Annotated in this window: 26 protein-coding genes; 14 read left to right on the forward strand and 12 right to left on the reverse strand. The window is 72.6% G+C overall.

The window, feature by feature from the left end; translation table 11 throughout:
* Positions 1 to 188: 188 nt before the first annotated feature.
* Genes ACZ4EF_RS35855 through ACZ4EF_RS35865 form a run of 3 tightly spaced genes read right to left on the reverse strand, consistent with a single transcriptional unit; the run spans position 189 to position 3,506 of the window.
* Positions 189 to 1,346: an Mrp/NBP35 family ATP-binding protein gene (locus tag ACZ4EF_RS35855; protein WP_355348575.1), complete on the reverse strand. Its 1,158-nt coding sequence runs from the start codon at positions 1,344 to 1,346 to the stop codon at positions 189 to 191.
* A 32-nt stretch (positions 1,347 to 1,378) separates the two neighbouring features.
* Complete coding sequence (locus ACZ4EF_RS35860; RefSeq protein ID WP_467508380.1) at positions 1,379 to 2,086, reverse strand: DUF1003 domain-containing protein; 708 nt, start codon at positions 2,084 to 2,086, stop codon at positions 1,379 to 1,381.
* Complete coding sequence (locus ACZ4EF_RS35865) at positions 2,073 to 3,506, reverse strand: magnesium transporter MgtE N-terminal domain-containing protein (protein ID WP_467508382.1); 1,434 nt, start codon at positions 3,504 to 3,506, stop codon at positions 2,073 to 2,075. The genes ACZ4EF_RS35860 and ACZ4EF_RS35865 overlap by 14 nt, the downstream gene beginning before the upstream one ends.
* A gap of 187 nt (positions 3,507 to 3,693) precedes the next feature.
* On the opposite strand from ACZ4EF_RS35865, the gene ACZ4EF_RS35870 reads away from it, so the two are divergent.
* A complete protein-coding gene (locus ACZ4EF_RS35870) occupies positions 3,694 to 4,419 on the forward strand; it encodes a hypothetical protein (RefSeq protein ID WP_355348581.1) in 726 nt (241 codons plus the stop codon).
* 14 nt (positions 4,420 to 4,433) lie between these two features.
* On the opposite strand, the gene ACZ4EF_RS35875 is transcribed toward ACZ4EF_RS35870, so the two are convergent.
* A complete protein-coding gene (locus tag ACZ4EF_RS35875; protein ID WP_467508384.1) occupies positions 4,434 to 4,949 on the reverse strand; it encodes a hypothetical protein in 516 nt (171 codons plus the stop codon).
* A gap of 201 nt (positions 4,950 to 5,150) precedes the next feature.
* On the opposite strand from ACZ4EF_RS35875, the gene ACZ4EF_RS35880 reads away from it, so the two are divergent.
* A complete protein-coding gene (locus ACZ4EF_RS35880) occupies positions 5,151 to 6,113 on the forward strand; it encodes a DMT family transporter (RefSeq protein WP_401852539.1) in 963 nt (320 codons plus the stop codon).
* A 78-nt stretch (positions 6,114 to 6,191) separates the two neighbouring features.
* Here ACZ4EF_RS35880 and ACZ4EF_RS35885 read toward each other — a convergent pair whose 3' ends face one another.
* On the reverse strand, positions 6,192 to 7,328 hold the full coding sequence (locus tag ACZ4EF_RS35885; protein WP_355348587.1) for a magnesium and cobalt transport protein CorA: 1,137 nt from the start codon (positions 7,326 to 7,328) through the stop codon (positions 6,192 to 6,194).
* A gap of 376 nt (positions 7,329 to 7,704) precedes the next feature.
* On the opposite strand from ACZ4EF_RS35885, the gene ACZ4EF_RS35890 reads away from it, so the two are divergent.
* From ACZ4EF_RS35890 to ACZ4EF_RS35905, 4 genes are all read left to right on the forward strand, one after another.
* The gene (locus ACZ4EF_RS35890) at positions 7,705 to 8,298 is read left to right on the forward strand and encodes a suppressor of fused domain protein (protein WP_355348590.1); all 594 of its coding nucleotides are present in this window, start codon (positions 7,705 to 7,707) and stop codon (positions 8,296 to 8,298) included.
* A gap of 113 nt (positions 8,299 to 8,411) precedes the next feature.
* The gene (locus tag ACZ4EF_RS35895) at positions 8,412 to 9,050 is read left to right on the forward strand and encodes a DUF6758 family protein (protein ID WP_355348593.1); all 639 of its coding nucleotides are present in this window, start codon (positions 8,412 to 8,414) and stop codon (positions 9,048 to 9,050) included.
* A 481-nt stretch (positions 9,051 to 9,531) separates the two neighbouring features.
* On the forward strand, positions 9,532 to 10,389 hold the full coding sequence (locus ACZ4EF_RS35900; protein WP_467508387.1) for a PHP domain-containing protein: 858 nt from the start codon (positions 9,532 to 9,534) through the stop codon (positions 10,387 to 10,389).
* Between the two features lie 208 nt (positions 10,390 to 10,597).
* Positions 10,598 to 11,206 (forward strand): MarC family protein, encoded by a 609-nt coding sequence (locus ACZ4EF_RS35905; protein ID WP_188284666.1) that lies wholly within the window; start codon positions 10,598 to 10,600, stop codon positions 11,204 to 11,206.
* 179 nt (positions 11,207 to 11,385) lie between these two features.
* Here the strand turns inward: ACZ4EF_RS35905 and ACZ4EF_RS35910 are convergent, their stop codons facing one another.
* The 3 genes from ACZ4EF_RS35910 to ACZ4EF_RS35920 all read right to left on the reverse strand — a co-directional run bounded on the left by ACZ4EF_RS35910 (position 11,386) and on the right by ACZ4EF_RS35920 (position 14,831).
* On the reverse strand, positions 11,386 to 11,526 hold the full coding sequence (locus ACZ4EF_RS35910) for a hypothetical protein (RefSeq protein WP_355348600.1): 141 nt from the start codon (positions 11,524 to 11,526) through the stop codon (positions 11,386 to 11,388).
* Between the two features lie 93 nt (positions 11,527 to 11,619).
* Entirely contained in the window at positions 11,620 to 12,531 is a 912-nt protein-coding gene (locus tag ACZ4EF_RS35915; RefSeq protein WP_355348603.1) for an alpha/beta fold hydrolase, read from the reverse strand.
* A gap of 134 nt (positions 12,532 to 12,665) precedes the next feature.
* A complete protein-coding gene (locus ACZ4EF_RS35920; RefSeq protein ID WP_467508401.1) occupies positions 12,666 to 14,831 on the reverse strand; it encodes a DEAD/DEAH box helicase in 2,166 nt (721 codons plus the stop codon).
* A gap of 529 nt (positions 14,832 to 15,360) precedes the next feature.
* On the opposite strand from ACZ4EF_RS35920, the gene ACZ4EF_RS35925 reads away from it, so the two are divergent.
* Positions 15,361 to 16,089 (forward strand): ferritin-like fold-containing protein, encoded by a 729-nt coding sequence (locus ACZ4EF_RS35925; protein ID WP_355348606.1) that lies wholly within the window; start codon positions 15,361 to 15,363, stop codon positions 16,087 to 16,089.
* A gap of 83 nt (positions 16,090 to 16,172) precedes the next feature.
* Here the strand turns inward: ACZ4EF_RS35925 and ACZ4EF_RS35930 are convergent, their stop codons facing one another.
* From ACZ4EF_RS35930 to ACZ4EF_RS35945, 4 genes are all read right to left on the reverse strand, one after another.
* Positions 16,173 to 16,451, reverse strand: coding sequence for a hypothetical protein (locus tag ACZ4EF_RS35930; RefSeq protein ID WP_355348609.1), 279 nt, complete (start codon positions 16,449 to 16,451; stop codon positions 16,173 to 16,175).
* A 137-nt stretch (positions 16,452 to 16,588) separates the two neighbouring features.
* A complete protein-coding gene (locus tag ACZ4EF_RS35935) occupies positions 16,589 to 16,819 on the reverse strand; it encodes a DUF3107 domain-containing protein (protein WP_188281577.1) in 231 nt (76 codons plus the stop codon).
* A gap of 155 nt (positions 16,820 to 16,974) precedes the next feature.
* Positions 16,975 to 17,616, reverse strand: a complete 642-nt coding sequence (locus ACZ4EF_RS35940) for a TetR/AcrR family transcriptional regulator (RefSeq protein ID WP_355348614.1) — start codon at positions 17,614 to 17,616, stop codon at positions 16,975 to 16,977.
* A gap of 154 nt (positions 17,617 to 17,770) precedes the next feature.
* Positions 17,771 to 18,037 (reverse strand): hypothetical protein, encoded by a 267-nt coding sequence (locus ACZ4EF_RS35945; protein ID WP_355348617.1) that lies wholly within the window; start codon positions 18,035 to 18,037, stop codon positions 17,771 to 17,773.
* 183 nt (positions 18,038 to 18,220) lie between these two features.
* Here ACZ4EF_RS35945 and ACZ4EF_RS35950 point away from each other — a divergent pair, with 183 nt between their 5' ends.
* From ACZ4EF_RS35950 to ACZ4EF_RS35980, 7 genes are all read left to right on the forward strand, one after another.
* A complete protein-coding gene (locus ACZ4EF_RS35950) occupies positions 18,221 to 19,240 on the forward strand; it encodes an alpha/beta fold hydrolase (RefSeq protein ID WP_355348620.1) in 1,020 nt (339 codons plus the stop codon).
* A gap of 21 nt (positions 19,241 to 19,261) precedes the next feature.
* Complete coding sequence (locus tag ACZ4EF_RS35955) at positions 19,262 to 20,704, forward strand: DUF3152 domain-containing protein (protein ID WP_467508391.1); 1,443 nt, start codon at positions 19,262 to 19,264, stop codon at positions 20,702 to 20,704.
* 121 nt (positions 20,705 to 20,825) lie between these two features.
* On the forward strand, positions 20,826 to 20,924 hold the full coding sequence (locus ACZ4EF_RS35960) for an Ms4533A family Cys-rich leader peptide (protein WP_355348626.1): 99 nt from the start codon (positions 20,826 to 20,828) through the stop codon (positions 20,922 to 20,924).
* A gap of 170 nt (positions 20,925 to 21,094) precedes the next feature.
* Entirely contained in the window at positions 21,095 to 22,813 is a 1,719-nt protein-coding gene (locus ACZ4EF_RS35965) for an ABC transporter substrate-binding protein (RefSeq protein WP_467508393.1), read from the forward strand.
* A gap of 3 nt (positions 22,814 to 22,816) precedes the next feature.
* Entirely contained in the window at positions 22,817 to 23,884 is a 1,068-nt protein-coding gene (locus tag ACZ4EF_RS35970) for an ABC transporter permease (RefSeq protein ID WP_467508395.1), read from the forward strand.
* Positions 23,881 to 24,870, forward strand: a complete 990-nt coding sequence (locus tag ACZ4EF_RS35975) for an ABC transporter permease (protein WP_355348635.1) — start codon at positions 23,881 to 23,883, stop codon at positions 24,868 to 24,870. Before ACZ4EF_RS35970 ends, ACZ4EF_RS35975 begins: the two co-directional genes overlap by 4 nt.
* Positions 24,867 to 26,615 carry a dipeptide ABC transporter ATP-binding protein gene (locus ACZ4EF_RS35980; RefSeq protein ID WP_467508397.1) on the forward strand — a complete coding sequence of 583 codons (1,749 nt, stop codon included), beginning with the start codon at positions 24,867 to 24,869 and terminating at the stop codon, positions 26,613 to 26,615. The genes ACZ4EF_RS35975 and ACZ4EF_RS35980 overlap by 4 nt, the downstream gene beginning before the upstream one ends.
* Positions 26,616 to 26,736: the final 121 nt, after the last annotated feature.

A 26,736-nucleotide genomic window follows, 5' to 3' on the forward strand; every position in this document is an offset into this window, starting at 1 on the left:
GGAACGGAGGCGGGGTGGCCGAGTGTGGCGAAGCGACCGGGGATCGCTGCGCTCCGCCCCTCCCCCCCCCCCCCCCCCCCCCCCCCCCCCCCCCCCTCCCCCCCCGCCCCCCCCCCCCCCCCCCCCCCCCCCCCCCCCCGCCGTCCCGTACGCTCGGCGGCCGGCCCGCCCGCCCGGCCGCCGAGCGCTCAGAACTTGTTGCGCGGCGTGATCCCCAGGGACATCCCCGCCAGGCCGCGCTGACGGCCGCCCAGCTTGCCCGCGATGGACCGCAGGGCAGCGCCCGCGGGGGACTCGGGGTGGCTGAGCGCCACCGGACGCCCGTCGTCGCCGCCCTCGCGGAGCCGCACGTCGATGGGGATCTGCCCGAGGACGGGCACGGTCGCGCCGGTCATCCGGGTCAGCCCCTCGGCGACCCGCTCGCCGCCGCCCGAGCCGAAGACGTCGATGACCTCGTCGCAGTGCGGGCACGGCATGCCCGCCATGTTCTCCACCACGCCGACGATCTTCTGGTGGGTCTGCACGGCGATCGACCCGGCGCGCTCGGCGACCTCGGCCGCCGCCTGCTGCGGGGTCGTGACGACCAGGATCTCCGCGTTCGGCACGAGCTGCGCGACGGAGATGGCGATGTCACCGGTGCCGGGCGGCAGGTCGAGCAGCAGCACGTCGAGGTCGCCCCAGTACACGTCCGCCAGGAACTGCTGGAGCGCGCGGTGCAGCATCGGTCCGCGCCACACCACCGGCTCGTTGCCGGGGGTGAACATGCCGATCGAGATGACCTTCACGCCGTGCGCCGACGGCGGCATGATCATGTTCTCGACCTGGGTGGGCCGGCCGTCCGCGCCGAGCATGCGCGGCACGCTGTGCCCGTAGATGTCCGCGTCCACCACGCCGACCTTCAGCCCGTCGGCCGCCATCGCCGCCGCCAGGTTGACCGTCACCGAGGACTTGCCGACACCGCCCTTGCCGGACGCGACGGCGTAGACGCGGGTCAGCGAGCCCGGCTGGGCGAACGGGATCTCGCGCTCCGCCTGCCCGCCGCGCAGCGACGACGCCAGGCCGCGCCGCTGCTCGTCGCTCATCACGTCGAGCGTGACCTGTACCGAGGTGACCCCGGCGACGCCCTCGACCGCCGCCGTGACGGCGTTGGTGATGGTGTCGCGCATCGGGCAGCCGGACACCGTGAGATAGACGGTGACGGCGACCGAGCCGTCGGCGCCGATGTCCACGGACTTGACCATGCCGAGGTCGGTGATCGGTTTGTGGATCTCCGGGTCGTTCACCGTCGCGAGCGCGGCGCGCACGGCGTCTTCGGTCGGCGTGGAGACTGCGGTGTCGGTAGCCATACGTCGATGGTACGGCGGTGGCCGAGCGCCGTTCAGCGCCCCCGGCCGTCGCCTTCGTCACTGCCCTCGTCGTCGGAGCCGGGGTCGGAGCCGGGGCCCGTCCCGGAGCCGTGCCCGCCGTCCGTGCCGCGCCTGGCCTCGGGGCCGCGTTTGGTGTGGGTCCTGCCGCCGCTGGGCCTGCCGCCGGGGCTCGTGCCGTGGCCGCCCCCGGCCTGCCGGTCCTCGATCTCCTTGAGCAGGTCCTGGAGTTCGGAGCGGATCCAGTCGCGGGTGGCGACCTCGCCGAGGTTCATCCGCAGCGCCGCGACCTCGCGGGTCAGGTACTCGGTGTCGGCGATGCTCCGCTCGCCCTGCTTGCGGTCCTGTTCGAGGTTGACCCGGTCCCGGTCGTCCTGCCGGTTCTGCGCGAGCAGGATCAGCGGGGCCGCGTACGACGCCTGGAGGGACAGCATCAGGGTCAGGAAGATGAACGGGTAGTTGTCGAAGCGGATCGACGGCGGCGCGAAGATGTTCCACAGCACCCACAGGATGATGAGGACCGTCATCCAGACGATGAACCGTCCGGTGCCCAGGAAGCGGGCCACGCGCTCGGAGAGCTTGCCGAACGCCTCCGGGTCGTACGTCGGCAGCAGGCTGCGGCGCGGGGCGCGCGGCTGGTCGAGCCGCACGCGGGGGCGCGAGGTGGCGGTCGCGCCGGGCGGGTGCCGGAAGCGCTCCCGGTCGCGGTCATCGGCCGCCATCGTCGCCCACCCCCGTCATACCGCCCCGCGCGTCGTCGTCCGCCGCGTCGTCCGTGCCGTCGTCCGTCATGTGGTGCCCGTGCGGCCCGACCGCGCCGTGCAGATCCGTCTCGCGCCAGTCCTCGGGCAGCAGGTGGTCCAGCACGTCGTCCACCGTGACCGCGCCCAGCAGCCCCCCGGTCGCGTTCACCACGGGCGCCGAGATCATGTTGTACGTCGCCAGGTAGCTGGTCACCGCGGGCAGCGGGGTGTCGGGCGTCAGCGGCTGGAGGTCGGTGTCCACGATCGAGGCGAGCAGCGTGAACGGCGGGTCGCGCAGCAGCCGCTGGAAGTGCACCAGGCCCAGGTACTTGCCGGTCGGCGTCTCGTCCGGCGGCCGGCACACGTAGACCTGCGCGGCCAGCGCGGGGGACAGGTCGGGGTTGCGGATCCGGGCGAGCGCGTCGGCGACCGTGGCGTCAGGGCGCAGCACGATCGGCTCGGTGGTCATCAGCCCGCCCGCGGTCCGCTCCTCGTACGACAGCAGCCGCCGTACGCCCGCCGCGTCCTGCGGCTGCATCAGCGTGAGGAGTCGTTCCTGCTCGTCCGCGGGCAGTTCGGCCAGCAGGTCGGCGGCGTCGTCCGGGTCCATCGCCTCCAGGACGTCCGCGGCGCGCTCCTCCTTGAGCTTGCTGAGGATCTCCACCTGGTCGTCGTCGGGCAGCTCCTCCAGGACGTCCGCCAGCCGGTCGTCGTCGAGCGCCGCGGCCACCTCGCCGCGCCGCTTGGGCGACAGGTGGTGCAGGACGTTCGCCAGGTCGGCCGGGCGGAGCTGTTCGAAGGTCGCCACCAGGTTCTCCGCGCCCTGGCCGTCCTCGGCCAGCCGGAAGCCGGTCACCGCCGACCAGTCGACGGTGAGGGTGGCTCCCTTGCGGCGCAGGGCCCCGGGCCTGCCGCGGCGCACGAAGACCTTGTCGATCTCCCAGTCGCGGCGGGCCGGGAGCTGGGTCATGGAGACGTCGAGGACGGTGACCTCCGCGCCGGACTCGCCCGCGCCCGCGTCCGCCGCACTCTGCCCGCCGTCCCCTCCGGCGTCCTGCCCCGCGTCTTGCCCCGGGTCCTCGGCGACCAGGCGCACCCGGCGGTCCAGCAGCTCGCCCAGCACCAGCGTCTCGGTCGGGCGCTGCTCGAAGCGGCGCATGTTCAGCACCCCGGTCGTGATCACCTGGCCGGACTCGACCCCGGTGACCCGTGTCATGGGCAGGAAGATCCGGCGGCGGCTGACCACCTCGACCACCAGGCCGAGCACCCGCGGCGGCCGTCCGCCGACCCGCAGCATCACCACGACGTCACGGACCCGGCCCACCTGGTCGCCGTTCGGATCGAAGACCGCGACGCCCGAAAGATGGGAGACGAAGACCCGCGGGCTGCCTGCGGCCATCGGGGGGCCTCCTACCGGTCCACGGAGGGCTGCTCCGGTCCACTCGTCATCCGTCGCCAGGCTACTCCCAGCCGATCTTGCCCGCCCCACGGGGTGCTCGCCGGGGGTACCGTGCGGTAGCTTCTGGACGCCTCCCCGGACTCGTCCGGGGTGCCCCCCCGCCGTCTCCGCAGGAGGACGAGAACACGTGTATCCCGGCCGCCGGACCGCAGCCGCCGCTCTCGGAACACTGTGCGCGGCGACCGTACTCACCGGATGCCTCGGCTTCGGCGGCGACCCCGACGCGGGCACCAACGGCGTCGCCAAGCTGCCGCCCGCGACCGTCGAGCAGAAGGCGAAGACCGCCGCCGAGACCGCGCCGACCGTACGCCTGGCGGGCACGGTGATCAGCAAGGGGCAGAGCTTCCGCCTCGACATGCGGCTGCGGGACAACGGCGGCGTCGGCGAGGTCACCACCAAGGGCACGACCTTCCAGCTCCTGCGGGTCGGCGCCGACCTCTACCTCAAGGCGGGCGCCGACTTCTACGGCGACGCGGGCGCCGACAAGAACGGGAAGGCCGCCGCCCAGAAGCTCGACGACAAATACGTCAAGGTGCCCACCGACGACCCCGCGTACAAGCAGTTCAGCGGCTTCACCGACAAGAAGGTGCTGCTCGCCGACCTCTTCGTGCTCGACGGCGACCTCAAGCTCGGCGACCACCGCAAGGTCGGCGACACCAGGACCGTCGCCCTCAACGGCACCAAGGGCGGCTCGCTGGACGTCTCCCTCAAGGGCACGCCCTACCCGCTGCGCTACCAGCGCGCGGGCAACGCGGGGACGCTCACCCTCTCCGACTGGGGCGAGGACTTCACGCTCGCGGCGCCGAACAAGTCCTCGGTGGTCGACTACGGCAAATCGGTGACGACGAAGTAGCCGGGCCCGGCGCGCTACGCCTTGCGGCGGCGGGCCAGCAGCTTCGGCAGACCGGCCGGGACCGGATGCCGGGTCGTGGCCGGGGTCGCGACCGGGACCGCCACGCCGGAGACGTCCGGCATCGCGCCGGGGTGCTCGACGGGAGCGCCCTCGGGCGCCAGCCGGAAGACCCGGCAGTCGCGGGCCCAGCGCTCGGTGACCGTCTCGGCGTCGACGGAGTTGAGCCGCTTGCCCTTCAGCTCCGCCACGGCCGCCTCCCACGCCTCGCCGTCCGGCGGCAGCAGGGCGACCAGGGCCGTCCAGGCCACCAGCCGCCCGCCCTTGTCCTTGCTGCGGACGACGACCGTGGCGCGCCCGCCGTCGGCGAGCCCCGGCGGCAGCGGCTGCTCGACGGGCCCGCCGCCGACCACGCACATCGCGCCGTCCACCCACGCGTGCCACAGCGCCTGGCCGTCCACCCACACCAGGCCCGACTTCTTGGTGGCCTCCTCGACGAGGGCGGTCTGCTCTGCGCTCACAGCGGTCGTCATGCCGCCACTTTAGGCGCTGGCCGCAGGCGGCGGACCCCGGCCGGTATCACGGTACGGACCGACAGGTACGTGGACCCGCCATGGGCCTTACGCTGGTGGCTGCCGACGGGCGCGGCGCCGTGTCCGCCCCCGGTGTCGGACGCTCCGGTGTCCGACCCGCGGCCGTCCCTGTCACCGCACCGCGTCCGCCCGAGGAGTCCCGTGACCGCCGAGCCCGCCGCCGCCGCGCTTCCGCTGCCGGACACCGGTACGGGGCCCGCCGCCGCGGGAGGGCCGGGCGCCGAGCCCGCCGCCGCGCGGACGCTGGACTTCACGCTGCTCACCGTGGCCATCGCCAGCGTCTCGATGTCGGCCCCGCTGATCGCCTCGACGGCCGCGCCCGCGCTCGCCATCGCCTTCTGGCGGAACGCGATGGCGGTCGGCGTCCTCAGCCCGTTCGCCCTGTGGCGGGGCCGTGCCGAACTGCGGCGGATGGGCCGCAGGGCGCTGACGCTCTCGGTGCTCGCCGGTGTCGTGCTCGCGCTGCACTTCGGACTGTGGCTGCCGAGCCTGTCGATGACGTCGGTGGCCACCTCGACCGCCCTGTGCACCACCACGCCGATCTGGACCACGATCATCCTGCGGATACGCGGCCACCGGCCGCCCCGGCTGGTGTGGGTGGGCACCGCGCTCGCCGTGGCGGGCGTCGTCATCCTCACCGGCATCGACCTGTCCACCGACACCCGGGCCCTCGCGGGCGACGCCCTGGCCCTCGGCGGCGGCATCGCCGCCGCCGGATACGTCCTGCTCGGCTCCGAGGTGCGCAGGACCGCGAGCACGACCGCGTACACCTACGTCTGCTACGCGACCACCGCCGCGGTCCTGCTGGTCACCTGCCTGGTCTCCGGCTCCGCGCTCGGCGGCTACGACGGCCGTACGTGGCTGAGGATCGCCGCCCTCACCGTCGTCGCGCAACTGCTCGGGCACTCGCTGCTCAACCGGGTGGTACGCGGCCTCGGCCCGTCCACCACCTCCACCGCGATCCTGCTGGAGACGCCGGGCGCGGCGCTGATCGCCGCGCTGTGGCTGGGCCAGATCCCTGCCTGGTCCGCCTACCCGGCGCTCTGCGTGATCCTCGTGGGCCTGGCCCTGGTGATCCTCGCCGACCGCAGGAAGACCGCCTGAGCGCCGCGCGCACCCGCGTCCGAGCCGGGGTCGGAGCCGGAGCCGGGGTCAGAGCCGGGGTTGGAGCCGGGGCCGGGGTCAGAGCCAGCCGTTGCGCCGGAAGCCGCGGTGGATCACGTAACAGATCGCCACGATGCCGATCAGCACGGTCGGATAGCCGAACTTCCAGCGCAGCTCCGGCATCGTGTCGAAGTTCATCCCGTACACGCCGGTGATCATCGTCGGGACGGCCAGGATCGCCGCCCAGGCGGTGATCTTGCGCATGTCCTCGTTCTGCACGACGGTGGCCTGCGCGAGGTTGGCCTGGAGGATCGAGTTGAGCAGGTCGTCGAAGCCCATGACCTGCTCGTGGACGCGGGCCACGTGGTCGGCGACATCGCGGAAGTACTTCTGGATCTCCGGGTCGATCAGCCGCATCGGCCGCTCGCCGAGCACCTGCATCGGCCGCAGCAGCGGCGCCACCGCGCGCTTGAACTCCAGCACCTCGCGCTTGAGCTGGTAGATCCGGCCCGCGTCGCCGCCGCGCGACGGCTTGCCGTTCTCGGCCGAGAAGACGTCGATCTCGACCTCGTCGATGTCGTCCTGCACGGCCTCGGTGACGGCCAGGTAGTCGTCCACGACCTGGTCGGCGATGGCGTGCAGCACCGCGGACGGGCCCTTGGCCAGCAGCTCGGGGTCATCCTCGAGGCGGTGCCGCAGCGAGCGCAGCGAACCGTGGCTGCCGTGCCGCACGGTGATCACGAAATACCGGCCGGTGAAGACCATCACCTCGCCGCTCTCCACCACCTCGCTGGTGGCGGTCAGCTCGGCGTGCTCGACGTAGCGGATCGTCTTGAAGACCGTGAACAGCGAGTCGTCGTACCGCTCCAGCTTCGGCCGCTGGTGGGCGTGGACCGCGTCCTCGACCGCCAGCGGGTGCAGGCCGAACTCCTGGGCGATACCGGCGAATTCCTGCTCGGTCGGCTCGTGCAGACCGATCCACACGAAGCCGTCGCGCCCGTCGCACTGCTCGCCGCTGCGCCCGGCCCGCACGCTCGCCAGCGCCTCGCTGAGACCGACGGTGTCGCTGCACCGCACGCCGTCGCGGTAGACCGCGCAGTCCACCACCGCGCTGCCGGCGGCGGAGACGTCGTGAGTCGGCCCGTAGTCGTAGGACGCGGTGCTCTTGCGCAGCGCGGGGCGTACGACAGCGCGCAGATCACGGATCATCGACATGGCAAGCTCCTTCACGGACTGGCCGACGGCATCACGCCGCACTGAATGCTGATCAGGACGGGATCAGTACTGGCTGATCACCAGGCAGTTCAGGGCGCTCTTCCGACGCGGATTCGCTCCGCGGGCAGATCGTGAGGATCGTGAGGTCACGCGTTTCACGGCACAAGGGCCGGGTAAGTAGCGCGCAGGCTCACATCACGGGACGGCGTTCGGAAGAGCTGCCGGTACTGCACGGTCGACTCGGATCCACTGCAGTCCCCACCTCCTCCGGCCATGCCCCGCTGGGGGATGTCGTATATGAACACCCCACCTTAGCGCGTCCGCGTGCCCGCTCGACCGCGCTTGGCCGGTTCCATACGCGATCTATGCTCGCCGCATGGGTGATCTCCTGACGCTGGTCGAGGCGCGACTGCGCTCCGCCTTCGGCGCGCCGGACGCGCGCGCCGCCGTGACGTTCCTCGGCGTCGACCGCATCGAAGTGCTCCGCTACCGCGACGGTGACCTGCTGCGATACGCCACCCTCGGGATGTCGGCGCAGCCCATGAACGAGCCTCTCGCCACCGTCGCCGATCCCGTACGCGGCCCGCGCGCCGAACTGCTGCTGTCGGTACGCGCCGGTGTGGCCGAAACCGACAAGGTGCTGCGGCCGCTCGCCGTACTCGGCGCCTCTCCGCAGGTCGAAGGGGTCGTCGTCGCCCCCGGCAACTCGCTGGACGTCGGCGAGCCGCTCTGGCCGGGCGCGCCCTTCTCCGCCGTGCTCGTCGCCGAGGGCGGGGGCCTGGTCGAGGATCTGGTGCTCGACGCCCTCGACCCGGCGCCCGACCCCGTCCGCTTCCTGCCGCTGCTGCCGATGACCCACACCGAGGCCGCCTGGAAGCGGGTGCACGGCGCCGCCGCCCTTCAGGAACGCTGGCTCTCGCACGGCACGGACCTGCGCGATCCGCTGCGCGGGGCCGTGGCCCTCGGCTGATCCGGGCCGCCGGTCGCGGCCGCGTCCCGCGCTCCGCCAGGCGCGTGGTGTCGCTGAACCACCTGGGTGATCGTCCTTGACGGGGGCACGGACCCGGAGGACCGTTGGTCGTTATGAGGGGCGAACCCAGTTGCCCGAAGTGCGGTGGCAGGGTGCGAGCGCCCGGCCTCTTCGCCGACTCCTGGCAGTGCGACGAGCACGGGACCGTGTATCCGCTGCAACCCGTCGTGCCCCCGAGCGTCGAGGCGCTCGGCGTCGTGGTGCACCGCGCCCAGGTGCCCGTCTGGATGCCGTGGCCCCTGCCGGTCGGCTGGCTCTTCTCCGGTGTCGCCGCCGCGGGTGACGACCGCAGCGGCGGGCGGGCCACCGCCGTGGCCTGCTCGGGACCCGGTCCGCTCGGTGGACCCGGTGAACTCATGCTCATCGCCGAGGAGTTGGGCGTCGGGCTCGGCGCCCGTCACGCCGGGATTCCCGGGCCCGATCCGGGGCCCGGCATGTGCGTCGACAAGCCTCCGCATGCCAAGGTGCTCGCCGCCGGGCGGCCGACGCCGCTCTGGCACGTCAACGGCGCTCCCGACGACCGTGTCGTCTTCGCCGGCGAGGCCCGCGGGCTCTGGCTCTGGGCCATCGTCTGGCCCGAGCAGACCGGGCTCCTCATGTACGACGAGCTCGTCCTCACCGACCTCCGCGACGCCGGGGCCGAGGTCGACATGCTCCCCTGCGGGGCCCTCTCCCCCCGCCTCCTCGCCTAGCCCCTCCCGGGGGGCCACCCCCACCCGTACCCGCGCCTTGCGCAAGTCGGTCCCCCCCCCCGGGGCGCGGCGACCCCCCACCGGCCGGCGGTCCGGGGACAACCGGTCTGCCCCGCTGGGGCGGGTGGTGACGTGCGGGAGCGCGGTGGTTGGTGGCGCAGTTCCCCGCGCCCCTTGAAAGATCGGCTCGCCGTCCGGACGAAAGATGGTGCGCCCCGTCAGGGGCGAACCCCTCACCGGCGGGTGGTCCGGGGACAACCGGTCTGCCCCGCTGGGGCGGGTGGTGTCGTGCGGGAGCGTGGTGGCTGGTGGCGCAGTTCCCCGCGCCCCTTAAAGGATCGGCTCGCCGTCTGGGCGAAAGGCGGTGCGCCACGTCAGGGGCGGGGGCTGCGGGGGTGACGGAGCAGCGGCGGGTGGGGTGGGGGGAAGGCTTATGCTGGCGGCTGGCCGAGAAGACACTACTGCCCAGCGGAGCGCCCCGGTGCGGATTGATTTGCACGCTCACTCCACCGCGAGTGACGGCACCGACGCGCCCGCCGAGCTGGTGCGGAACGCGGCGGGGGCCGGTCTGGACGTCGTGGCGCTGACGGACCACGACACGGTGGGCGGATACGCGGAGGCGACCGCGGCGCTGCGCGAGCTGACGGTGCCGTTGACGCTGGTCACCGGCGCGGAGCTGTCCTGTCGGATCGACGGGATCAGCATGCACATGCTGGCGTACCTGTTCGACCCGGAGGAGCCGGAGCTGTACCGGGAGCGGGAGCTGGTACGGGACGACCGGGTGCCCAGGGCGCGGGCCATGGTGGCGAAGCTCCAGGAGCTGGGCGTGCCTGTGACCTGGGAGCGGGTGGCCGCCATCGCAGGGGACGGCTCCGTCGGCCGCCCCCACATCGCGACCGCGATGGTGGAGCTCGGCGTGGTCCCCACCGTCTCCGACGCCTTCACGGACGACTGGCTGACGAACGCCGGGCGGGCCTACGTACCCAAGCACGAGCTGGACCCCTTCGACGCGGTACGGCTGGTCAAGGGCGCGGGCGGCGTCACCGTCTTCGCGCACCCCGGCGCGCACAAGCGCGGCGAGACCGTACCGGAGTCGGTGATAGCGGAACTGGCGTCGGCCGGGCTCGACGGCATCGAGGTCGACCACGTGGACCACGACGACCCGACCCGGGCCCGGCTGCGGGCCTTCGCGGCCGAGACGGGGCTGCTCGCCACCGGGTCGAGCGACTATCACGGCAGTCGCAAGACCTGCCGTCTCGGCGACTGCGTCACCGACCCCGAGGTCTACCGCGAGATCGCCCGGCGGGCGACGGGCGCGGTGCCCATCAGCGCCGTCTAGCGCCGCTACGTGACCCCGCTCCTCACTTCGGGGAGCCCCCGGGGCCCCCTCCCGCGCCCGCGGCGCGGTGCGTTTTCCGGCCCCCAGCCACCCGTGCGGAGGTGACGTCGGCTGACGGCCTCCCCGTGGCCGCGGCCCGGTGGCCCGTTCCCCACACGCCGTCTGCCGGGCGCAGCCCGCCCCGCCCCCCTCACCAGAAAGTCGCCCCATGTTCGACGTCACCCTCTTCGGGTCGGTATTCGTCACGCTCTTCGTGATCATGGATCCGCCCGGTATCACGCCCATTTTTCTCGCGCTGACCTCGGGGCGCGCCACGAAGGTGCAGCGCCGGATGGCGTGGCAGGCGGCGCTGGTGGCGCTCGGGGTGATCACGGTGTTCGGGATCTGCGGGCAGCAGATCCTCGACTATCTGCATGTGTCGGTGCCCGCGCTGCGCGTGGCGGGCGGGCTGCTGCTTCTGCTGATCGCGCTGGATCTGCTGACCGGGAAGGCGGACGAGCCGACGCAGACGAAGGACGTGAACGTCGCGCTGGTGCCGCTGGGGATGCCGCTGCTGGCGGGCCCCGGCGCGATCGTGACCGTGATCCTGGCGGTGCAGCACGCGGACGGGTTCGGTCAGCAGATGTCGGTGTGGGTGGCGATCATCGCGATGCACGCCGTGCTGTGGCTGACGATGCGGTACTCGCTGGCGATCATCCGGCTGATCAAGGAGGGCGGTGTGGTGCTGGTGACCCGGCTGTCGGGCATGCTCCTGTCGGCCATCGCCGTCCAGCAGGTCGCCAACGGCATCTTCGGCTTCATCCACGGCGAGGGCTGAGCCCTCCCGCGGCCCCTCCCGCGGCCCCTCCCGCGGCCCCTCCCGCGGCCCCCGCCGCCCCTCCTGCGGCCCCCCGTGGCCCCTCCTGCGGCCCCCGCCGGGCCCCCGGACACGCGAAAGCGCCCCGTACGTCTTCATGTACGGGGCGCCGATGCGGTGGGCCAGGCCCTGTGGCGTCGTCAGTCCGCGGGGCGGATGTAGATGCGCTGGCCTATGGCAGCGGCCTGCTGCACGATCTTGTTGACGGCGGAGGCGTCCACGACGGTGCTGTCCACGGCGTTGCCGTTTCGGTCGTCGAGTCGCATGATCTCGAAGCGCATGGGGCTTCTCCCTTCGTCGCTCGTTACATGTGTAGTCAACCAACACCCCCTCGAAAACATTCCCTAGACTAAAGAAACACTTTCTCGATCTAATTACTCACCGGTAAGGCTTGTGCCGTCGTCCCCCGCGCCGCCGGTCCAGAAGGCGATCAGCGCCGCCGCCGTCTCGGCGGGACGCTCGGTGTTCGGCGAGTGCTCCGCGCCCTTGATCACCGCGCGCTCGGCGCCCAGCCGAGTCGCCATCGCGTCCATCCACGACGGCGGCCACACATGGTCGACCTCGCCCGAGATCACCAGCTTCGGCAGCGGCCCGGCCGCGGCCAGCTCGTCCACCCGGTCCGGCTCGTCCATCAACTGCCGTGCGGTGACAGCGAGTTGCTCTGGCAGCGTGGTCACCCAGCGGCGGTGCAGAAACGCCTCGACGGCGGGCGGGGTGTCCGGCTGCTCGCCGTTCTCCGCGTCCATCGACCGCATCGCCTGCCAGACGGCCTCCAGATCCATCACCGGCAGCACATCGATCAACAACTGGGTGCGGGTCTGTTGTTCCTCGGAGATCGCACCCGGACCCGTGCTCATCAGCGTCAACGACGCCCACGCGCCGGGACCTTGGTCGATCACCGCCGCCCGTACGACGAGACCGCCCAGCGAATGGCCCAGCAGATGCACGGGGCCGCCCCCGCCGGCCGCCGCGAGCGCCGCCGTCTGCGCGACCACGTCGGCCGCCAACTCGCCCTGCGCGTAGGCGCTCTCCTCACGCGGGCCGCCCGACTCGTACTGGCCGCGGCCGTCCACCGCCACCACCCGGAAACCGGCCGCCGACAGCGGGGTGAGCAGCGGGAGGAAGTCCTCCTTGCTGCCGGTGAAGCCGGGCACGAGCAGCGCGGTGCCGCGCGGCGGGGCGTCGGGGGCGGGGGAGGCGTCGAGTACGGCGAAGGATCCGCGGGCCGTCTCCAGCCGATGGGCGGACACGTTCTCCGGCAGATCCAGGGCAGTGGGTCGGCTCATGAACCGAGGTTACGCGGTGCATATGTCCGACAGGTTGCCTCCGCCCGATCCCGGTGTCCCCGGCACGCGAACGCCCCCGGCCGAGGGGCCGGGGGCGTTCGTCCGTACGGGTGCGGCGGCGGAGACGGCCGAGGTCAGCCCTCGTCCGCGGCCGTCGCGGCGACCGCCTTGCGGGTGCGGCGGCGCGGGGTCTTCGGCGCCTCGTCCCCCGCGGTGGCGGGAGCCGGTACCTCGGCGACCTCGACCGCCGCGGCAGCGGCGGCGGCGGTCTTGCGGGGTGCCCGCTTGCGCACCGGCTTCGGCGCGTCCGCGGTGCTCTCCGCCTCCGGCGCGACCGCGGGTGCGGGCACCTCGGCGGTGACGGCCGTCGCGGCCTTGCGGGTGCGGCGGCGCGGTGTCTTGGGCGCCTCGTCCGCGACCGGGGTGACCGGGGCGGCGGTCTCCTCGGGCTCGCCGTTGAGGATCGAGCGGCGGGCCGGGCGGCGGGCCGCCTTGGGCGCTTCCTCCTCGACCACCGGCGTCACCGCGGCGGGTGCCTCGGCGACCGCCTTGCGGGTGCGGCGGCGCGGCGTCTTGGGCGCCTCCTCGGCGACCGGGGTGACCGGGGCGGCGGTCTCTTCGGGCTCGCCGTTGAGGATCGAGCGGCGGGCCGGGCGGCGGGCGGCCTTGGGCGCTTCCTCCTCGACCACCGGGGTCACCGCGGCGGCGACCGGAGTCTGCGCACCGACCGGCTCAGCGGCGGCCTTGCGCAGGCGGCGGCGCGGTGCCTTGGGGGCTTCCTCGGCGACCGGAGCGGCGGGGACCGGCTCGACAGCCGTCACCGTCTCCACGGCGACCGCCTCGGGAGCGGCGCCGCGCGTACGGCGACGGCGGCGCGGGGTGCGGGGCGCGGCCACCTCGTCCGTACCGGGCTGGGAGACCGCGACGGCGGACTCCACGGCCTCGGCGCCGACGGCCGACGTGGGGGCCGCACCGGACGCGGCCTCGCCACCGCGGGTGCGGCGGCGCTGGCGCGGGGTGCGCGTACGGGCCGGGCGGTCCTCGACGGGCGCGGCGGCGGGCTTGCCGCCGGCCGGCCGACGGCCGTTGCCGCGGGCGCCGCGGCCACCGGTCTCACCCAGGTCCTCGACGACCTCGGCGTCGAGACCGGCACGCGTCCGGTCCGCCCGAGGCAGTATCCCCTTCGTGCCGACCGGGATGCCCAGCAGCTCGTAGAGGTGCGGAGACGTCGAGTACGTCTCCTCCGGGTCGTTGAAGGACAGCACCAGCGCCTTGTTGATGAGCTGCCAGCGCGGGATGTCGTCCCAGTCGACCAGCGTGATCGCGATACCCGAGGCGCCCGCGCGGCCGGTGCGGCCGATGCGGTGGAGGTAGGTCTTCTCGTCCTCGGGCGTCTGGTAGTTGATGACGTGCGTGACGCCCTCGACGTCGATACCGCGCGCGGCCACGTCGGTGCAGACCAGCACGTCGACCTTGCCGTTGCGGAACGCCCGCAGCGCCTGCTCGCGCGCGCCCTGGCCGAGGTCGCCGTGGACCGCGCCGGAGGCGAAACCGCGCTTCTCCAACTGCTCGGCGACGTCGGCGGCGGTCCGCTTCGTACGGCAGAAGATCATCGCGAGACCGCGGCCCTCGGCCTGGAGGATGCGCGAGACCAGCTCGACCTTGTCCAGCGAGTGGGCGCGGAAGACGTGCTGCGTGGTGTTCGCGACGGTCGCGCCCTCGTCGTCCGGCGCGGTGGCGCGGATGTGGGTGGGCTGCGACATGTAGCGGCGGGCGAGGTTGATCACGGCGCCGGGCATGGTCGCGGAGAACAGCATCGTCTGCCGCTTGACCGGCAGCATGCCCATGATCTTCTCGACGTCGGGCAGGAAGCCCAGGTCGAGCATCTCGTCGGCCTCGTCCAGGACGAGCGAACGGATGTGCTTGAGATCGAGCTTCTTCTGGCCCGCGAGGTCCAGCAGGCGGCCCGGGGTGCCGACGATCACGTCGACGCCCTTCTTGAGCGCGTCGACCTGCGGCTCGTACGCCCGGCCGCCGTAGATCGCGAGCACGCGTACGTTGCGGACCTTGCCGGCCGTCAGCAGGTCGTTGGTGACCTGCTGGCACAGCTCGCGGGTGGGGACGACGACCAGGGCCTGCGGGGCGTCGGTGAGCCGGTCGGCGGTGGCGCGCCCGGCCTCGACGTCGGCGGTCACGGTGACGCGCTCCAGCAGCGGCAGACCGAAACCGAGGGTCTTGCCCGTGCCGGTCTTGGCCTGGCCGATGACGTCGTTGCCCGCGAGGGCGACCGGGAGCGTCATCTCCTGGATCGGGAAGGGGGTGATGATGCCGACGGCCTCAAGGGCCTCGGCGGTCTCGGCCAGGATGCCGAGACTGCGGAAAGTCGTGGTGGTGGACAGGATGCTTGCCTCTTCTGTGAGACGCGGCACTGTGCGGCGAGGGGGGTCGAGCGGCCGTGTCGCGGAAAAGACGACGCCGGTCACTGACCGCGCAGAGGTGTCGTACAGCCGTGGGCGGCTGTGCAGCGCGGGACCGCTGCCCTCGCTCGTGTCGCGAGTGGGCCCCTCCCGATGTCAGGAGGGCGGTCGGTGTCGGAGCCGATCGGGCCACCGACCGGGCATCCAGGTGTTGCATACGTCGCCCGCCGAGGATCGGAAGCAAGCCGATTTTCGGCGGGTGCAATACCACTCTACCCCGGAAACACGTAGCTGCACCCGATCAAATGTTTCGTTCGGGACGGCACCGGCACGTCATCGGCCTGTCACCGGCCCCGCGAAGATCACCGCACGGGTGCGTACGGGCCGCTCCGACTTGGCTATTGTGCCCAGCATGGAGACGCCTGACGAGAACACCACGCCCGCCACCGGAATCGCCGCCCAGGACTGGACCGCCGCGTCCGCGGACCCGCAGTACCGGGCCGCCGTCGTCGATCTGCTCGGGGCCCTGGCGTACGGCGAGCTGGCCGCTTTCGAACGGCTCGCGGACGACGCGAAACTCGCGCCGACCCTGGAGGACAAGGCGGAGCTGGCCGCGATGGCCGCCGCCGAATTCCACCACTTCGAGCGGCTGCGCGACCGGCTCACCGAGATCGGCGAGTCGGCGAACAAGGCGATGCAGCCCTTCGGCGCCGCGCTCGACGAATTCCACCGGCAGACCGCGCCCTCGGACTGGCTCGAAGGGCTCGTCAAGGCGTACGTCGGCGACTCCATCGCCTCCGACTTCTACCGCGAGGTGGCCGCCCGGCTCGACACCGATACGCGCACGCTGGTGCTCGCGGTCCTGGACGACACCGGGCACGCGACCTTCGCCGTGGAGAAGGTGCGCGCCGCCATCGCCGCCGAGCCGCGCGTCGGCGGGCGGCTCGCGCTGTGGGCGCGGCGGCTGATGGGCGAGGCCCTGTCGCAGGCGCAGCGGGTGGTCGCCGACCGCGACGCGCTGTCCACCATGCTCGTCGGCGGGGTCGCCGACGGCTTCGACCTCGCGGAGGTCGGACGGATGTTCTCGCGGATCACCGAGGCGCACACCAAGCGGATGGCCGCGCTGGGCCTGGCCGCGTAACGCCGCGTAACGCCTCACCGCGAAAACTCTCCGCCCCGTCACGGCCGGTCCCGCCACGACTCCTGAGGACGCCGGTGGCCGCGTCAGACGCTCGACGCGGTCACTTTGGCGTGGCGGCCACGCTTCGGCGGGCGGGCCAGGACGCTCAGCATGGCCGCCCCCACCGCCAGCGCGGCGGGCAGCGTCGCCTCCGGGTGGCCGGGGCCGACGATCGTGCGGGTGACGAGGCCGCCGAGCAGCGCGGCGATCGGTCCTGTGGCCAGCAGCAGCGGACTCAACGGGAGCCGGAGCGGGAAGAGGCGGGCGGCGGCGTAGGCGGCGCCGAGCCCGAGGGCGACGTAGGCGACGGCTTCCCAGAGCATCGTGATCCCTTTCCGGTGGTACGGCTGGTACGGACCGGTGCGCTCTGGTCCTACCCCTGTGGAGGCCGGGACAAAACGAAGGGCGGCAACCGGTTGCACCGGTTGCCGCCCTTTCGGCCCCTTTCAGGGCCGGACGTTCAGAGCGAAGCGCCGAAACCGACCTTGCGGGCGGACGGCTCGCCGATCTCCACGTACGCGAGCCGGTCGGCGGGGATCAGGACCTTGCGGCCGTGCTCATCCGTCAGACTCAGCAGCTTCGAGGCGCCGGACAGCGCGTCGGCGACGGCCTGCTCGACCTCCGCGACGGACTGCGCGCTCTCGATGTTGATCTCGCGCGGCGCGTGCTGCACGCCGATCTTGACCTCCACGGCTTGGATACCTCCGATGGTCTGGCGGTGTGCGCGGTTGGTTTCGCGCCGTACGCAGCAAAGACTAGCCCGGAGCGGCCAGTGGAAATCCGTACCTCGGCAACGCCGTGAGCGAACAGGCCCGGGGCGACGCGGACGGGCGGCGGGGCACCGCCTCAGTGGTGGCCCTCCGCGCCGTGCAGCGGGAATCCGGCGATACCGCGCCAGGCCAGGGAGGTCAGCAGGTCCACCGCGGTGTCGCGCGGCACGGTGCTCTTGCTCGCCAGCCAGTAGCGGGCGACGACCTGGGAGACACCGCCGAGGCCGACGGCCAGCAGCATCGACTGGTCGCGGGAGAGCCCGGTGTCCTCCGCGATGACCTCGCTGATCGCCTCGGCGCACTGGAGCGAGACCTTGTCGACGCGCTCGCGGACCGCGGGCTCGTTGGTCAGGTCGGACTCGAAGACCAGCCGGAAGGCGCCGCCCTCGTCCTCGACGTACGCGAAGTACGCGTCCATGGTGGCCTCGACGCGCTTCTTGTTGTCCGTGGTGGACGCCAGCGCGGTCCGTACCGAGTGCAGCAGGGACTCGCAGTGCTGGTCGAGCAGCGCGAGGTAGAGCTCCAGCTTGCCGGGGAAGTGCTGGTAGAGCACGGGCTTGCTCACGCCGGCCCGCTCGGCGATGTCGTCCATCGCGGCCGAGTGGTAACCCTGCGCCACGAAGACTTCCTGGGCCGCGCCCAGCAATTGTTCACGTCGGGCCCGGCGGGGCAGGCGTGTGCCGCGCGGCCTCGCCTGAGCTTGCTCGATGGCTGTCACGCCGCCTCCCAAATCTGAAGTGAGGAACGATAGAACACTGCGATGGCCATCGTACTTTTCAGTAACGACCCTGTGCGCCGTGCGGTCGCACATTCTCACTACCTGGAACCTCCGCGCGAGAGCGCCTGCGGAATCCGTCGGTGAGCGGCGACCGTCAGCGGTAGTCGTCCTCGTCCGGCGCGACGACCCTGCGCTGCTCCGCCGCGTCGGCCGGATCCGCCTCTTCCACCTGGTGGGAGGGGCGCGCGATGATCGGTTCGTCGTGCTGCTGGAGCAGTTCCGCGTGCTGTTCCGCGGTGTCGGCCTCCGGCGCTTCCAGATCCAGATCGGTGTCGCGGGCGATCTGGGCGGCGTCGAATTCGTCGGCCTCACGCTCGAAGCGTTCGATGTCCCCGCTACCGTTCCCGGTGTTCTCGGACATGGCCCCTCCTTCTCTTGCCTCACCCTTGAGCCTAGGCGGCCGGGCAGGCGCGTGCATGGCGGCTTCCCGGCCGCGGTGTGCGGCGCGCGCCCCTCGGAGCGCGTGGCGGCTTCCGGCCCTTGCGGAGGTTCTTGTGACCGCGAACACGCGGTCGTACGCGTGATCGTCTCGTAACATTCATCCATGCCCTCGACCGACGTTCCCCAGACGGCCGCAGAACCGGCGGTCGTACTCCCGCCCGGGCCGCGGCTCGCCCCGGGGGAATCGGTGCACACGGCGAGCCTGCCCGGCCTCACCCTGGTGGTCAGATCGCGCGGTACGGACGGGCCGGGGACGGCGCCCGCGCTCTTCGTGCACGGCCTCGGCGGCTCCTCGCAGAACTGGTCGGCGCTGATGGCCGCGCTGGCCGACCGGGTCGCGGGACAGGCGCTGGACCTGCCGGGATTCGGCCATTCCCCGCCGCCCGACGACGGCGACTACTCGATTCCGGGGCACGCGCGGGCGGTGGTCCGGCTGCTGGAGGCCGAGCGGCGCGGCCCGGTCCACCTCTTCGGGAATTCGCTGGGCGGCGCGGTGGCCGTCAAGGTCGCCGCCGCCCGGCCGGACCTGGTCCGCACCCTCACCCTGGTCTCGCCCGCGCTCCCCGAGCTGCCGCCGCAGCGCACCGCCTGGCCCACCGGGCTGCTCTCGGTGCCCGGCGTCCCCGCGCTGTATCTGCGCGCGACGAGGAACTGGCCGGCCGAGCGCAGGACCCAGGAGCTGCTGGCGCTCTGTTACGGCGACCCGGGGGTGGTCGGCGAGCAGGCCCGCGCCGACGCGGTCGCCGAATACCAGCGGCGGATCGAACTGCCGTATTTCTGGGACGTCATGGTGCGTTCCACCCGTGGGATCGTGGACGCGTACACGCTCGGTGGCCAGCATTCGCTGTGGCGGCAGGCGGAGCGCGTCCTCGCCCCTACGCTGCTCGTGTACGGAGGCCGGGACAAGCTCGTCTCGGTCAAGGTCGCCCGCCGGGCGGCCAGGGCTTTCCGCGATTCCCGGCTGTTGGTCATCCCCGACGGCGGTCATGTGGCGATGATGGAGCACCCCGAGCTGGTGGCCCGGGGCTTCCGCGATCTCCAGGACGAGGTCGCGGAAGCCGAGGACGACGGCCGGGGCCGTACGGACGCGGGGCCCGCCGGCGCCGAGGCGACCGGGAGCTGATCGAGGACGTGGGTGGGCGACGTGGGTAAGCACAGCGCGCGGGACGGCCAGGACGGCCGTGACAACGGCATTCCGGGCGCGCCCGGAATGCCGGGCGTCCCAGGACCCCTGCGGCCCGGCGTCCCCGGCAGCGGGCGCCGCCGCCGCGGTCCAGGACCGCTGTCCGGCCACGACACGGGGAGCTTCCCGCAGTACCGGCCGCAGGACCACGGCGGTCCGGCGCCCGCCCACCCCGAGCACCGCGAGCACACCGCGTGGGGCCCGGCCGACGACTGGGCGGCCGACACCGGCCGCTACTCCGGGCCGCCGCGCACCCGCGAGCTGCCCTTCGACCTCGTCGACGAGTGGGCGGAGGACTGGGAGGCGTACGACACCGCGTCCGCCCTGAGCTCCCCGCCCGCGGGACCCGCGCTCGGCCAGGGGCAGGGCCCGTACGCCCGGCACGCGCAGGCGCCCGGGCCCGGCCAGATGCAGGCGCCGGGCCGGCTGATCCCGCGCCCGCGGCAGGAATTCCTCGACGCCTTCGGACCGCAGGAGCCGGAAGGGCCCGCGGACCCGCCGCCCGGCGGCCCGGCCGCCGCGCCCGAGCCGGACCCGGAGCCGGAGGCGGACGCGGGCACGGCCGTGGACACCAAGTCCGGCGGCAAGGGGCGCACGCTCAGCGGGATCGCCGCCGCGGCCGTCGTCACGGTGCTCGCCGTGGTGGTCGCGGGACAGGTCGGCGGAAGTGAGAAACGGCACAGCGAGGACAGCGGCAAGGACACCGCGACGCGCTCGGCGGCCGACGAGGCGTCGCGCTCGCAGGACCGCGCGCCCGGCGCCGCGAGCGCGCCCGCGGGGGTCCCGGCGGCGACGCCCGCCGCCGCCACGTACGACGAGCTGATGGCCAAGCTGTACCCGCTGGACCCGGACCTGAGGCTGTCCGGCGCCTTCAGCACGGTCGGCGGCCACCAGGCCGCGCCGGGCAGGGGCAAGGTCATGCGCTTCCGGGTGGACGTCGAGCGCGGGCTGCCGCTGAACGCGCAGCTCTTCAGCGACACCGTCTTCAAGACCCTGAACGACAGCCGGAGTTGGGGCCACGGCGGACAGATGTCCTTCGAGCGGGTCTCAACCGGCCCCGCGGACATCGTCATTACGCTCGCCAGTCCCGGCACCACCGCGAAGTGGTGCGCGAAGTCCGGCCTGGACACGACAGTTGAGAACGTGTCATGTGACTCCGCGTCAACTCCGCGCACGATGATCAACGCCTACCGGTGGGCGCAGGGCGCCAGTACATTCGGCGCCGCGCGGGTGCACGAGTACCGGCAGATGCTGATCAACCACGAGGTCGGGCACCGTCTCGGGCACAGCCACGTCGGCTGTCCCAAGGAGGGCGCCCCGGCCCCGGTGATGATGCAGCAGACCAAATTCCTGTCGCTCGACGGCGGCCCCACCTGCAAGCCGAACGCGTGGCCGTACCCGTAGGCGGAGCCGTCCGCATCCCGTAGGCGCGGACCCGCTCAGCGGTGCAATCCATAAGTGATCGTTTGAGATCGTATTGATCTGGCTTTGACAATTGGTGTCGCGTCGCTGCAGGCTTCTGTCCATGCAGCACCACCACGCACATCCGTATGCACGCGCCGGCATCGAGCTGGCGCTCATCGGCGTGGCCGCGCACTGCGTCGCCGACGTTCACTGTCGCTGACCGCATCCAGCCCCACCGCGTAGAGGCCCGGCCGCCGTCCCAGGACGGCGTCTCCTCCGCCACGGGCTGCTCCGGCCGGACCCTTCGGTCCCGCACGTCACGACCCGTTTCCGCTTTTCCGCGCGCACCGCTGTGCGCGCCCCTCCTCGCTGCCGCGAAAGGTTCCTCTGATGCGTCAACTGTCCTCCACATCCCGCCGCGTAGGCGTGATCGCCGTCGGTCTGGCCCTTGCCGGAGGGGCCGTCGCCTGCGGCCCCAAGAACGGTGACGACGCCAAGGCGGGCGGCGACGGCAAGCCGGGCAAGGGCGGCACGCTGTACGTCCTGAACAACCAGGCGCAGGAGAACTTCGACCCCGCCCGGCTCTACACCTCCGGCGGCGGCAACGTGCCGTCGCTGGTCTACCGGACGCTCACCACCCGCAACCGCGCCGACGGCGCCGCGGGCGCCAAGGTCGTCCCCGACCTGGCCACCACCACCGGCGAGCCCAGCGAGAACGCCACGGTGTGGACGTACCACCTCAAGGACGGCCTGAAGTACGAGGACGGCTCGCCCATCACCACCGCCGACATCAAGTACGACATCGAGCGGTCCTTCGCCGCCGAGCTGTCCGGCGGCGCGCCCTACCTGCGGGACTGGCTGGTCGGCGCGGCCGACTACCAGGGCCCGTACAAGGACCCCAAGGGCCTGTCCTCGATCGAGACGCCCGACGCGAAGACCATCGTCTTCCACCTGAACAAGCCCGAGGGCGAATTCCCGCTGCTCGCCACGCAGACCTCCTTCGCGCCGGTGCCCAAGGCCAAGGACACCGGCACCAAATACGCGGCGCACCCGGTCTCCTCCGGCCCGTACAAGGTGGTCAGCAACGAGAACAACGGCGAGCACCTGGTGCTGAAGCGCAACCCCAACTGGTCGGCCGCCACCGACGACCAGCGCAAGGCGTACCCCGACACCATCGACGTGCAGTCCGGCCTCGACCAGGCCGTGATCAACCAGCGTCTGTCGGCGGGCGTCGGCAAGGACGCGGACGCGGTCACCACCGACACCAACCTCGGCCCGGCCGAGCTGGCCAAGGTGACCGGCGACAAGAACCTCGCCCAGCGGGTCGGCACCGGGCACTTCGGCTACACCGACTACATCGCCTTCAACCCGAAGGTGAAGCCGTTCGACAACATCAAGGTCCGGCAGGCCATCGCGTACGCGATCAACCGCACCACGGTGATCAACGCACAGGGCGGCTCGTCGCTCAACGACCCGGCCACCACCTTCCTGCCCGCGCAGGCGTCCTTCGGCTACACCGCCTACGACCCGTTCCCCGCGGGCAAGACCGGTGACCCGGCCAAGGCCAAGGAGCTGCTGAAGGAGGCCGGTTACCCCAACGGCCTGACCGTCTCGCTCACCCACGACGTCACCAAGGGCGACGAGCAGGGCCCCGAGGTCGCCACCGCCGTCCAGGAGGCGCTCAAGGCGGCCGGGATCACCGTCAAGCTCGACGGCCAGGAGCACGCGGCCTTCTCCGACAAGATCCACACCCTGAAGACCGAGCCCGGCTTCTTCCTCACCGGCTGGGGCGCGGACTGGCCGTCCGGCGGCCCCTTCCTCGGCCCGATCTTCGACGGCCGCCAGATCGTCAAGGACGGCGCCAACTTCAACAACGCGCAGCTCGACGACCCGGCCGTGAACAACGAGATCGACCAGATCAACAAGATCACCGACCTCAAGGCCGCCGCCGTCCGCTGGGGCGCGCTGGACAAGAGGATCGGCGAGCAGGCGCTCACCGTGCCGCTCTTCCACCCCGTCTACAAGCGGCTGTTCGGCAAGAACATCAAGAACGTCGTGATCAGCGACTGGACCGGTGTGCTGGACATCTCGCAGGCCGCGGTGAAGTAGTCCGTGACCGTCGAAGCACTCTCGGCCGTCTCGGCCGCGGGGGAGGGCGCCGCCACCGCGGCGCCCCCCTCCGGGGCCCGGCAGATCTGGCGGCGGCTGCGCGGACAGCGCGCGGCCCTCGTCGGCGGCGCCGTCATCGTCCTGTTCGTCCTGGTCGCGGTGGCGGCACCGCTGCTCGCCGCGCTCGAAGGGCAGGACACCACCACCTACCACGCCGACCTGGTCGACTCCGCGGCCGGCGGCGTACCGGTCGGCACCTTCGGCGGGGTCTCCGGCAGCCACTGGCTCGGCCTCGAACCCGGCACCGGACGCGACCTGTTCGCCCGGCTCGTCTACGGCTCGCGGATCTCGCTCGTCGTGGCCCTCGGCGCCACCGTCCTCCAGGTCGCGCTCGGCGTGGCCCTCGGCCTGGGCGCGGGCCTGGGCAACCGGTTCCTCGACAGCGTGCTCAGCCGGATCACCGACGTCTTCGTCACCATGCCCGCGCTGATCTTCGCCATCGCGCTGCTCGCGGTCGTCCCCGACGGCTTCCCGCGGCCCGTGCTGCTGATGCTGGTCCTCGGGCTGCTCGCCTGGGGCGGCATCGCGAAGATCGTCCGCGCGCAGGTGCTCACCCTCAAGTCCCTCGACTACGTGGCCGCTTCACGGCTCGCGGGCTCCAGCCGGTGGCGGACCGCGCGCCGCGAACTGCTGCCCGCGCTGGTCGCGCCCGTCGTCACCTACGCGGCGATCCTGCTGCCCTCCAACATCGTCTCCGAGGCGGGCCTGTCCTTCCTCGGTATCGGCGTCACCCCGCCCACCCCCTCCTGGGGCCAGATGCTCTCCAGCGCCTCGACCTGGTACCAGGCCGACTCCGCGTACGTCCTGCTGCCCGCCCTGCTGCTCTTCGTGACCGTGCTCGCCTTCACCGTCTTCGCGGACGGTGTGCGGACGGCCCTGGACCCGCGGGTCGCCAGCAGGCTGCGGGTGGGGACGGGACGGAAGTCGGCGAAGGCGGACGCTTCTTCGGACACGGCCGCGACGGATACGGCTGGCCGCGCCTCGGACGCCGAGGCGGTGGACGGCGCGTGATCCGCTTCCTCGGGCGGCGGCTCTTCCAGGCCCTCGTCGTCCTCCTCGTCCTGGCCGCCGTGCTCTACGCGTGCTTCTACCTCGCGCCCGGTGACGCGGCCCGGCTGGCCTGCGGCCCCAAGTGCTCGACCGCGCAGATCGTGCAGATCCGCGGCCAGATGGGCCTCGACGACCCGGTGTACGTGCAGTTCTGGCACTTCCTCAGCGGCATCGTCGCCGGTCACGACTACAGCACCGGCACCGATGTGCTGCACTGCCCGGCGCCCTGCCTCGGCCAGTCGTACCGCACCGGCGAACTCGTCACGTCGATGGTCGGCGAGAAGCTGCCCGCCACCGCGTCGCTCGCCTTCGGCGCGATGGTGCTGTGGCTGGTCATCGGCGTCGGCACCGGCCTGCTGTCCGCGCTGCGGCGCGGCACCGTCACCGAACGTGCCCTGACCGGCTTCACGTTGGTCGGCACGGCGACCCCGGTGTTCATCACGGGCATCCTGCTGCTCCTGCTCTTCTGCTCCTGGCTCCAGTGGCTGCCGTACCCCTCGTACGTCCCGCTCACCGAGGACCCGCAGCAGTGGGCGTGGAATCTGCTGCTGGCCTGGCTCGCGCTCGCCCTGGTCGAGGCCGCCAAGTACGCCCGGCTGACCCGCAGTTCGATGCTGGAGACGCTGGCGGAGGACCACATCCGCACCTTCCGCGCGTACGGCGTCAGCGAGCGGGCCATCGTCGTACGGCACGCGCTGCGGGGCGCGCTGACCCCGGTGATCGCGCTGTCCGCGCTGGACCTCGGCACGATGTTCGGCGGCGCGCTGCTCACCGAGACGCTGTTCAACATCCCCGGACTCGGGCAGCAGCTCGTGCAGTCCGTACAGATCAAGGACGTGCCGGTGGTGGTCGGGATCGTGCTGGTCATGGGCCTGGCCGTCGTCGTGGCCAACGCTGTCGCCGACGTGCTGTACGCGGTGGCCGACCGACGGGTGGTACTGGCATGACCGGGCAACTCACCGACCTGGAAGCCCCGTTGGTGGAGGTCGCGGGACTGCGGATCGAATTCCCCACCGAGGGCGGGGCCGTACGGGCCGTCGACGGGCTGGACTTCACGCTCGGCGCGGGCGGCGCGCTCGGGCTCGTCGGCGAGTCGGGCTCCGGCAAGAGCGCGACCGCGTACGCCCTGCTCGGCCTGCACCGCGGTACGGGTGCGCGGGTCTCCGGGACCGTACGGGTCGCCGGGACCGACGTACTCGGCGCGGACGACGCCGAGTTGCGCGAGCTGCGCGGCGGGGTCGCCGCCATGGTCTTCCAGGACCCGCTGTCCTCGCTCGACCCCTACTACGCCATCGGCGACCAGATCGCCGAGGTCTACCGGGTGCACCACCGCGGCTCGCGCGCCGCGGCGCGGGCCCGCGCCGTCGAGGTCCTGGACCGCGTCGGCATCCCCGACGCCGCCCGCCGGTCCCGCTCCCGGCCGCACGAGTTCAGCGGCGGCATGCGCCAACGCGCCCTGATCGCCATGGCGTTGGCGTGCGAGCCGCGCCTGCTCATCGCCGACGAGCCCACGACGGCCCTCGACGTCACCGTCCAGGCCCAGATCCTCGACCTGTTGCACGAACTGCGGGCCGAGACCGGCATGGGGCTGCTGCTCGTCACCCACGACCTGGGCGTCGTCGCCGGGAGCGTGGACGACATCCTCGTCATGCGGGACGGCGCCGCCGTCGAACGCGGTCCGGTCGCCGAGGTGCTGGCCGCCCCGGCGCACGACTACACGCGGGCGCTGCTGTCGGCGGTGCCCCGGATCGACCCGCGGCCGGCGGACGGCGGGGAGCCGGGCGCGGCTCCCGCGCCCGTGGGCGCGGCGACACCACGCGGACGCGGCGCGCGTACGGGCACGGCCGAAGAGCCCGGCGCCGAGCCCCTGCTGGAAGCGGTCGCGCTGCGGCGGGAGTTCGGCAAGGGACGGCAGCGGCTCACGGCCGTGGACGACGTGTCGCTCCAGGTCAGGGCCGGGGAGACGCTCGGCATCGTGGGCGAGAGCGGCAGCGGCAAGACGACGCTCGGGCGGATGCTCGTGCGGCTGCTCGACCCGAGCGCGGGCGAGATCCGCTACCGGGGCCGGGAGATCGGCGGACTGGGGGACAAGGCGCTGCGCCCGCTGCGGCGCGACCTGCAAATGGTCTTCCAGGACCCGGTCTCCTCGCTCAACCCGCGCCGCAGCATCGGCGAGTCCATCGCGGACCCGCTGCGGGCGGCGGGCGAGCTGAGCGACAAGGCCGTCGTCGGCCGGGTGAAGGAACTGCTGGAGCGGGTCGGCCTCGACCCGGAGTGGTACCACAGGTACCCGCACGAGTTCAGCGGCGGGCAGCGCCAACGCGTCGGTATCGCACGGGCCCTGGCGCCCGAGCCGAAGCTCATCGTGTGCGACGAGCCGGTCTCCGCGCTGGACGTCACCACGCAGGCGCAGGTCGTCGCGCTGCTCGCGGAACTCCGCCGCGACCTCGGCCTGTCGCTGGTCTTCATCGCCCACGACCTCGCCGTGGTACGGCAGGTGAGCGACCGCGTCGCGGTGATGCGCGGCGGCCGGATCGTGGAGTCCGGCACGGTCGACGAGGTCTACGACGCGCCTCAGGACCCGTACACCAAGGGCCTGTTGGCGGCCGTCCCGGTGCTGGACCCGGCCGAATCCGCGGCCCGCAGGGCGGACCGCAGGGAACTGCGGAGCGTGATGGTGACCGCACCTTAGGTCACATCAACGCGTGGCAGTGTGAGAAGTTACGCCCGTTCACCCCTTTTGGTGGGGGGGGGGGGGGGGGAGGCGGCGCCCCCCCCCCCCCCCCACCCACCCCCCCCCCCCCCGCTGAAGC

Source organism: Streptomyces sp. NPDC025721 (genome assembly GCF_055558595.1).

What these genes read in the sequence shown, in the direction of transcription:
- ACZ4EF_RS35855 (WP_355348575.1), bottom strand. Translation starts at nt 1,346, where the DNA reads ATGGCTACCGACACCGCAGTCTCCACGCCGACCGAAGACGCCGTGCGC.
- ACZ4EF_RS35860 (WP_467508380.1), bottom strand. Translation starts at nt 2,086, where the DNA reads ATGGCGGCCGATGACCGCGACCGGGAGCGCTTCCGGCACCCGCCCGGC.
- ACZ4EF_RS35865 (WP_467508382.1), bottom strand. Translation starts at nt 3,506, where the DNA reads ATGGCCGCAGGCAGCCCGCGGGTCTTCGTCTCCCATCTTTCGGGCGTC.
- ACZ4EF_RS35875 (WP_467508384.1), bottom strand. Translation starts at nt 4,949, where the DNA reads ATGACGACCGCTGTGAGCGCAGAGCAGACCGCCCTCGTCGAGGAGGCC.
- ACZ4EF_RS35885 (WP_355348587.1), bottom strand. Translation starts at nt 7,328, where the DNA reads ATGTCGATGATCCGTGATCTGCGCGCTGTCGTACGCCCCGCGCTGCGC.
- ACZ4EF_RS35890 (WP_355348590.1), top strand. Translation starts at nt 7,705, where the DNA reads ATGGGTGATCTCCTGACGCTGGTCGAGGCGCGACTGCGCTCCGCCTTC.
- ACZ4EF_RS35895 (WP_355348593.1), top strand. Translation starts at nt 8,412, where the DNA reads ATGAGGGGCGAACCCAGTTGCCCGAAGTGCGGTGGCAGGGTGCGAGCG.
- ACZ4EF_RS35905 (WP_188284666.1), top strand. Translation starts at nt 10,598, where the DNA reads ATGTTCGACGTCACCCTCTTCGGGTCGGTATTCGTCACGCTCTTCGTG.
- ACZ4EF_RS35910 (WP_355348600.1), bottom strand. Translation starts at nt 11,526, where the DNA reads ATGCGCTTCGAGATCATGCGACTCGACGACCGAAACGGCAACGCCGTG.
- ACZ4EF_RS35915 (WP_355348603.1), bottom strand. Translation starts at nt 12,531, where the DNA reads ATGAGCCGACCCACTGCCCTGGATCTGCCGGAGAACGTGTCCGCCCAT.
- ACZ4EF_RS35920 (WP_467508401.1), bottom strand. Translation starts at nt 14,831, where the DNA reads ATGACGCTCCCGGTCGCCCTCGCGGGCAACGACGTCATCGGCCAGGCC.
- ACZ4EF_RS35925 (WP_355348606.1), top strand. Translation starts at nt 15,361, where the DNA reads ATGGAGACGCCTGACGAGAACACCACGCCCGCCACCGGAATCGCCGCC.
- ACZ4EF_RS35930 (WP_355348609.1), bottom strand. Translation starts at nt 16,451, where the DNA reads ATGCTCTGGGAAGCCGTCGCCTACGTCGCCCTCGGGCTCGGCGCCGCC.
- ACZ4EF_RS35945 (WP_355348617.1), bottom strand. Translation starts at nt 18,037, where the DNA reads ATGTCCGAGAACACCGGGAACGGTAGCGGGGACATCGAACGCTTCGAG.
- ACZ4EF_RS35950 (WP_355348620.1), top strand. Translation starts at nt 18,221, where the DNA reads ATGCCCTCGACCGACGTTCCCCAGACGGCCGCAGAACCGGCGGTCGTA.
- ACZ4EF_RS35960 (WP_355348626.1), top strand. Translation starts at nt 20,826, where the DNA reads ATGCAGCACCACCACGCACATCCGTATGCACGCGCCGGCATCGAGCTG.
- ACZ4EF_RS35965 (WP_467508393.1), top strand. Translation starts at nt 21,095, where the DNA reads ATGCGTCAACTGTCCTCCACATCCCGCCGCGTAGGCGTGATCGCCGTC.
- ACZ4EF_RS35980 (WP_467508397.1), top strand. Translation starts at nt 24,867, where the DNA reads ATGACCGGGCAACTCACCGACCTGGAAGCCCCGTTGGTGGAGGTCGCG.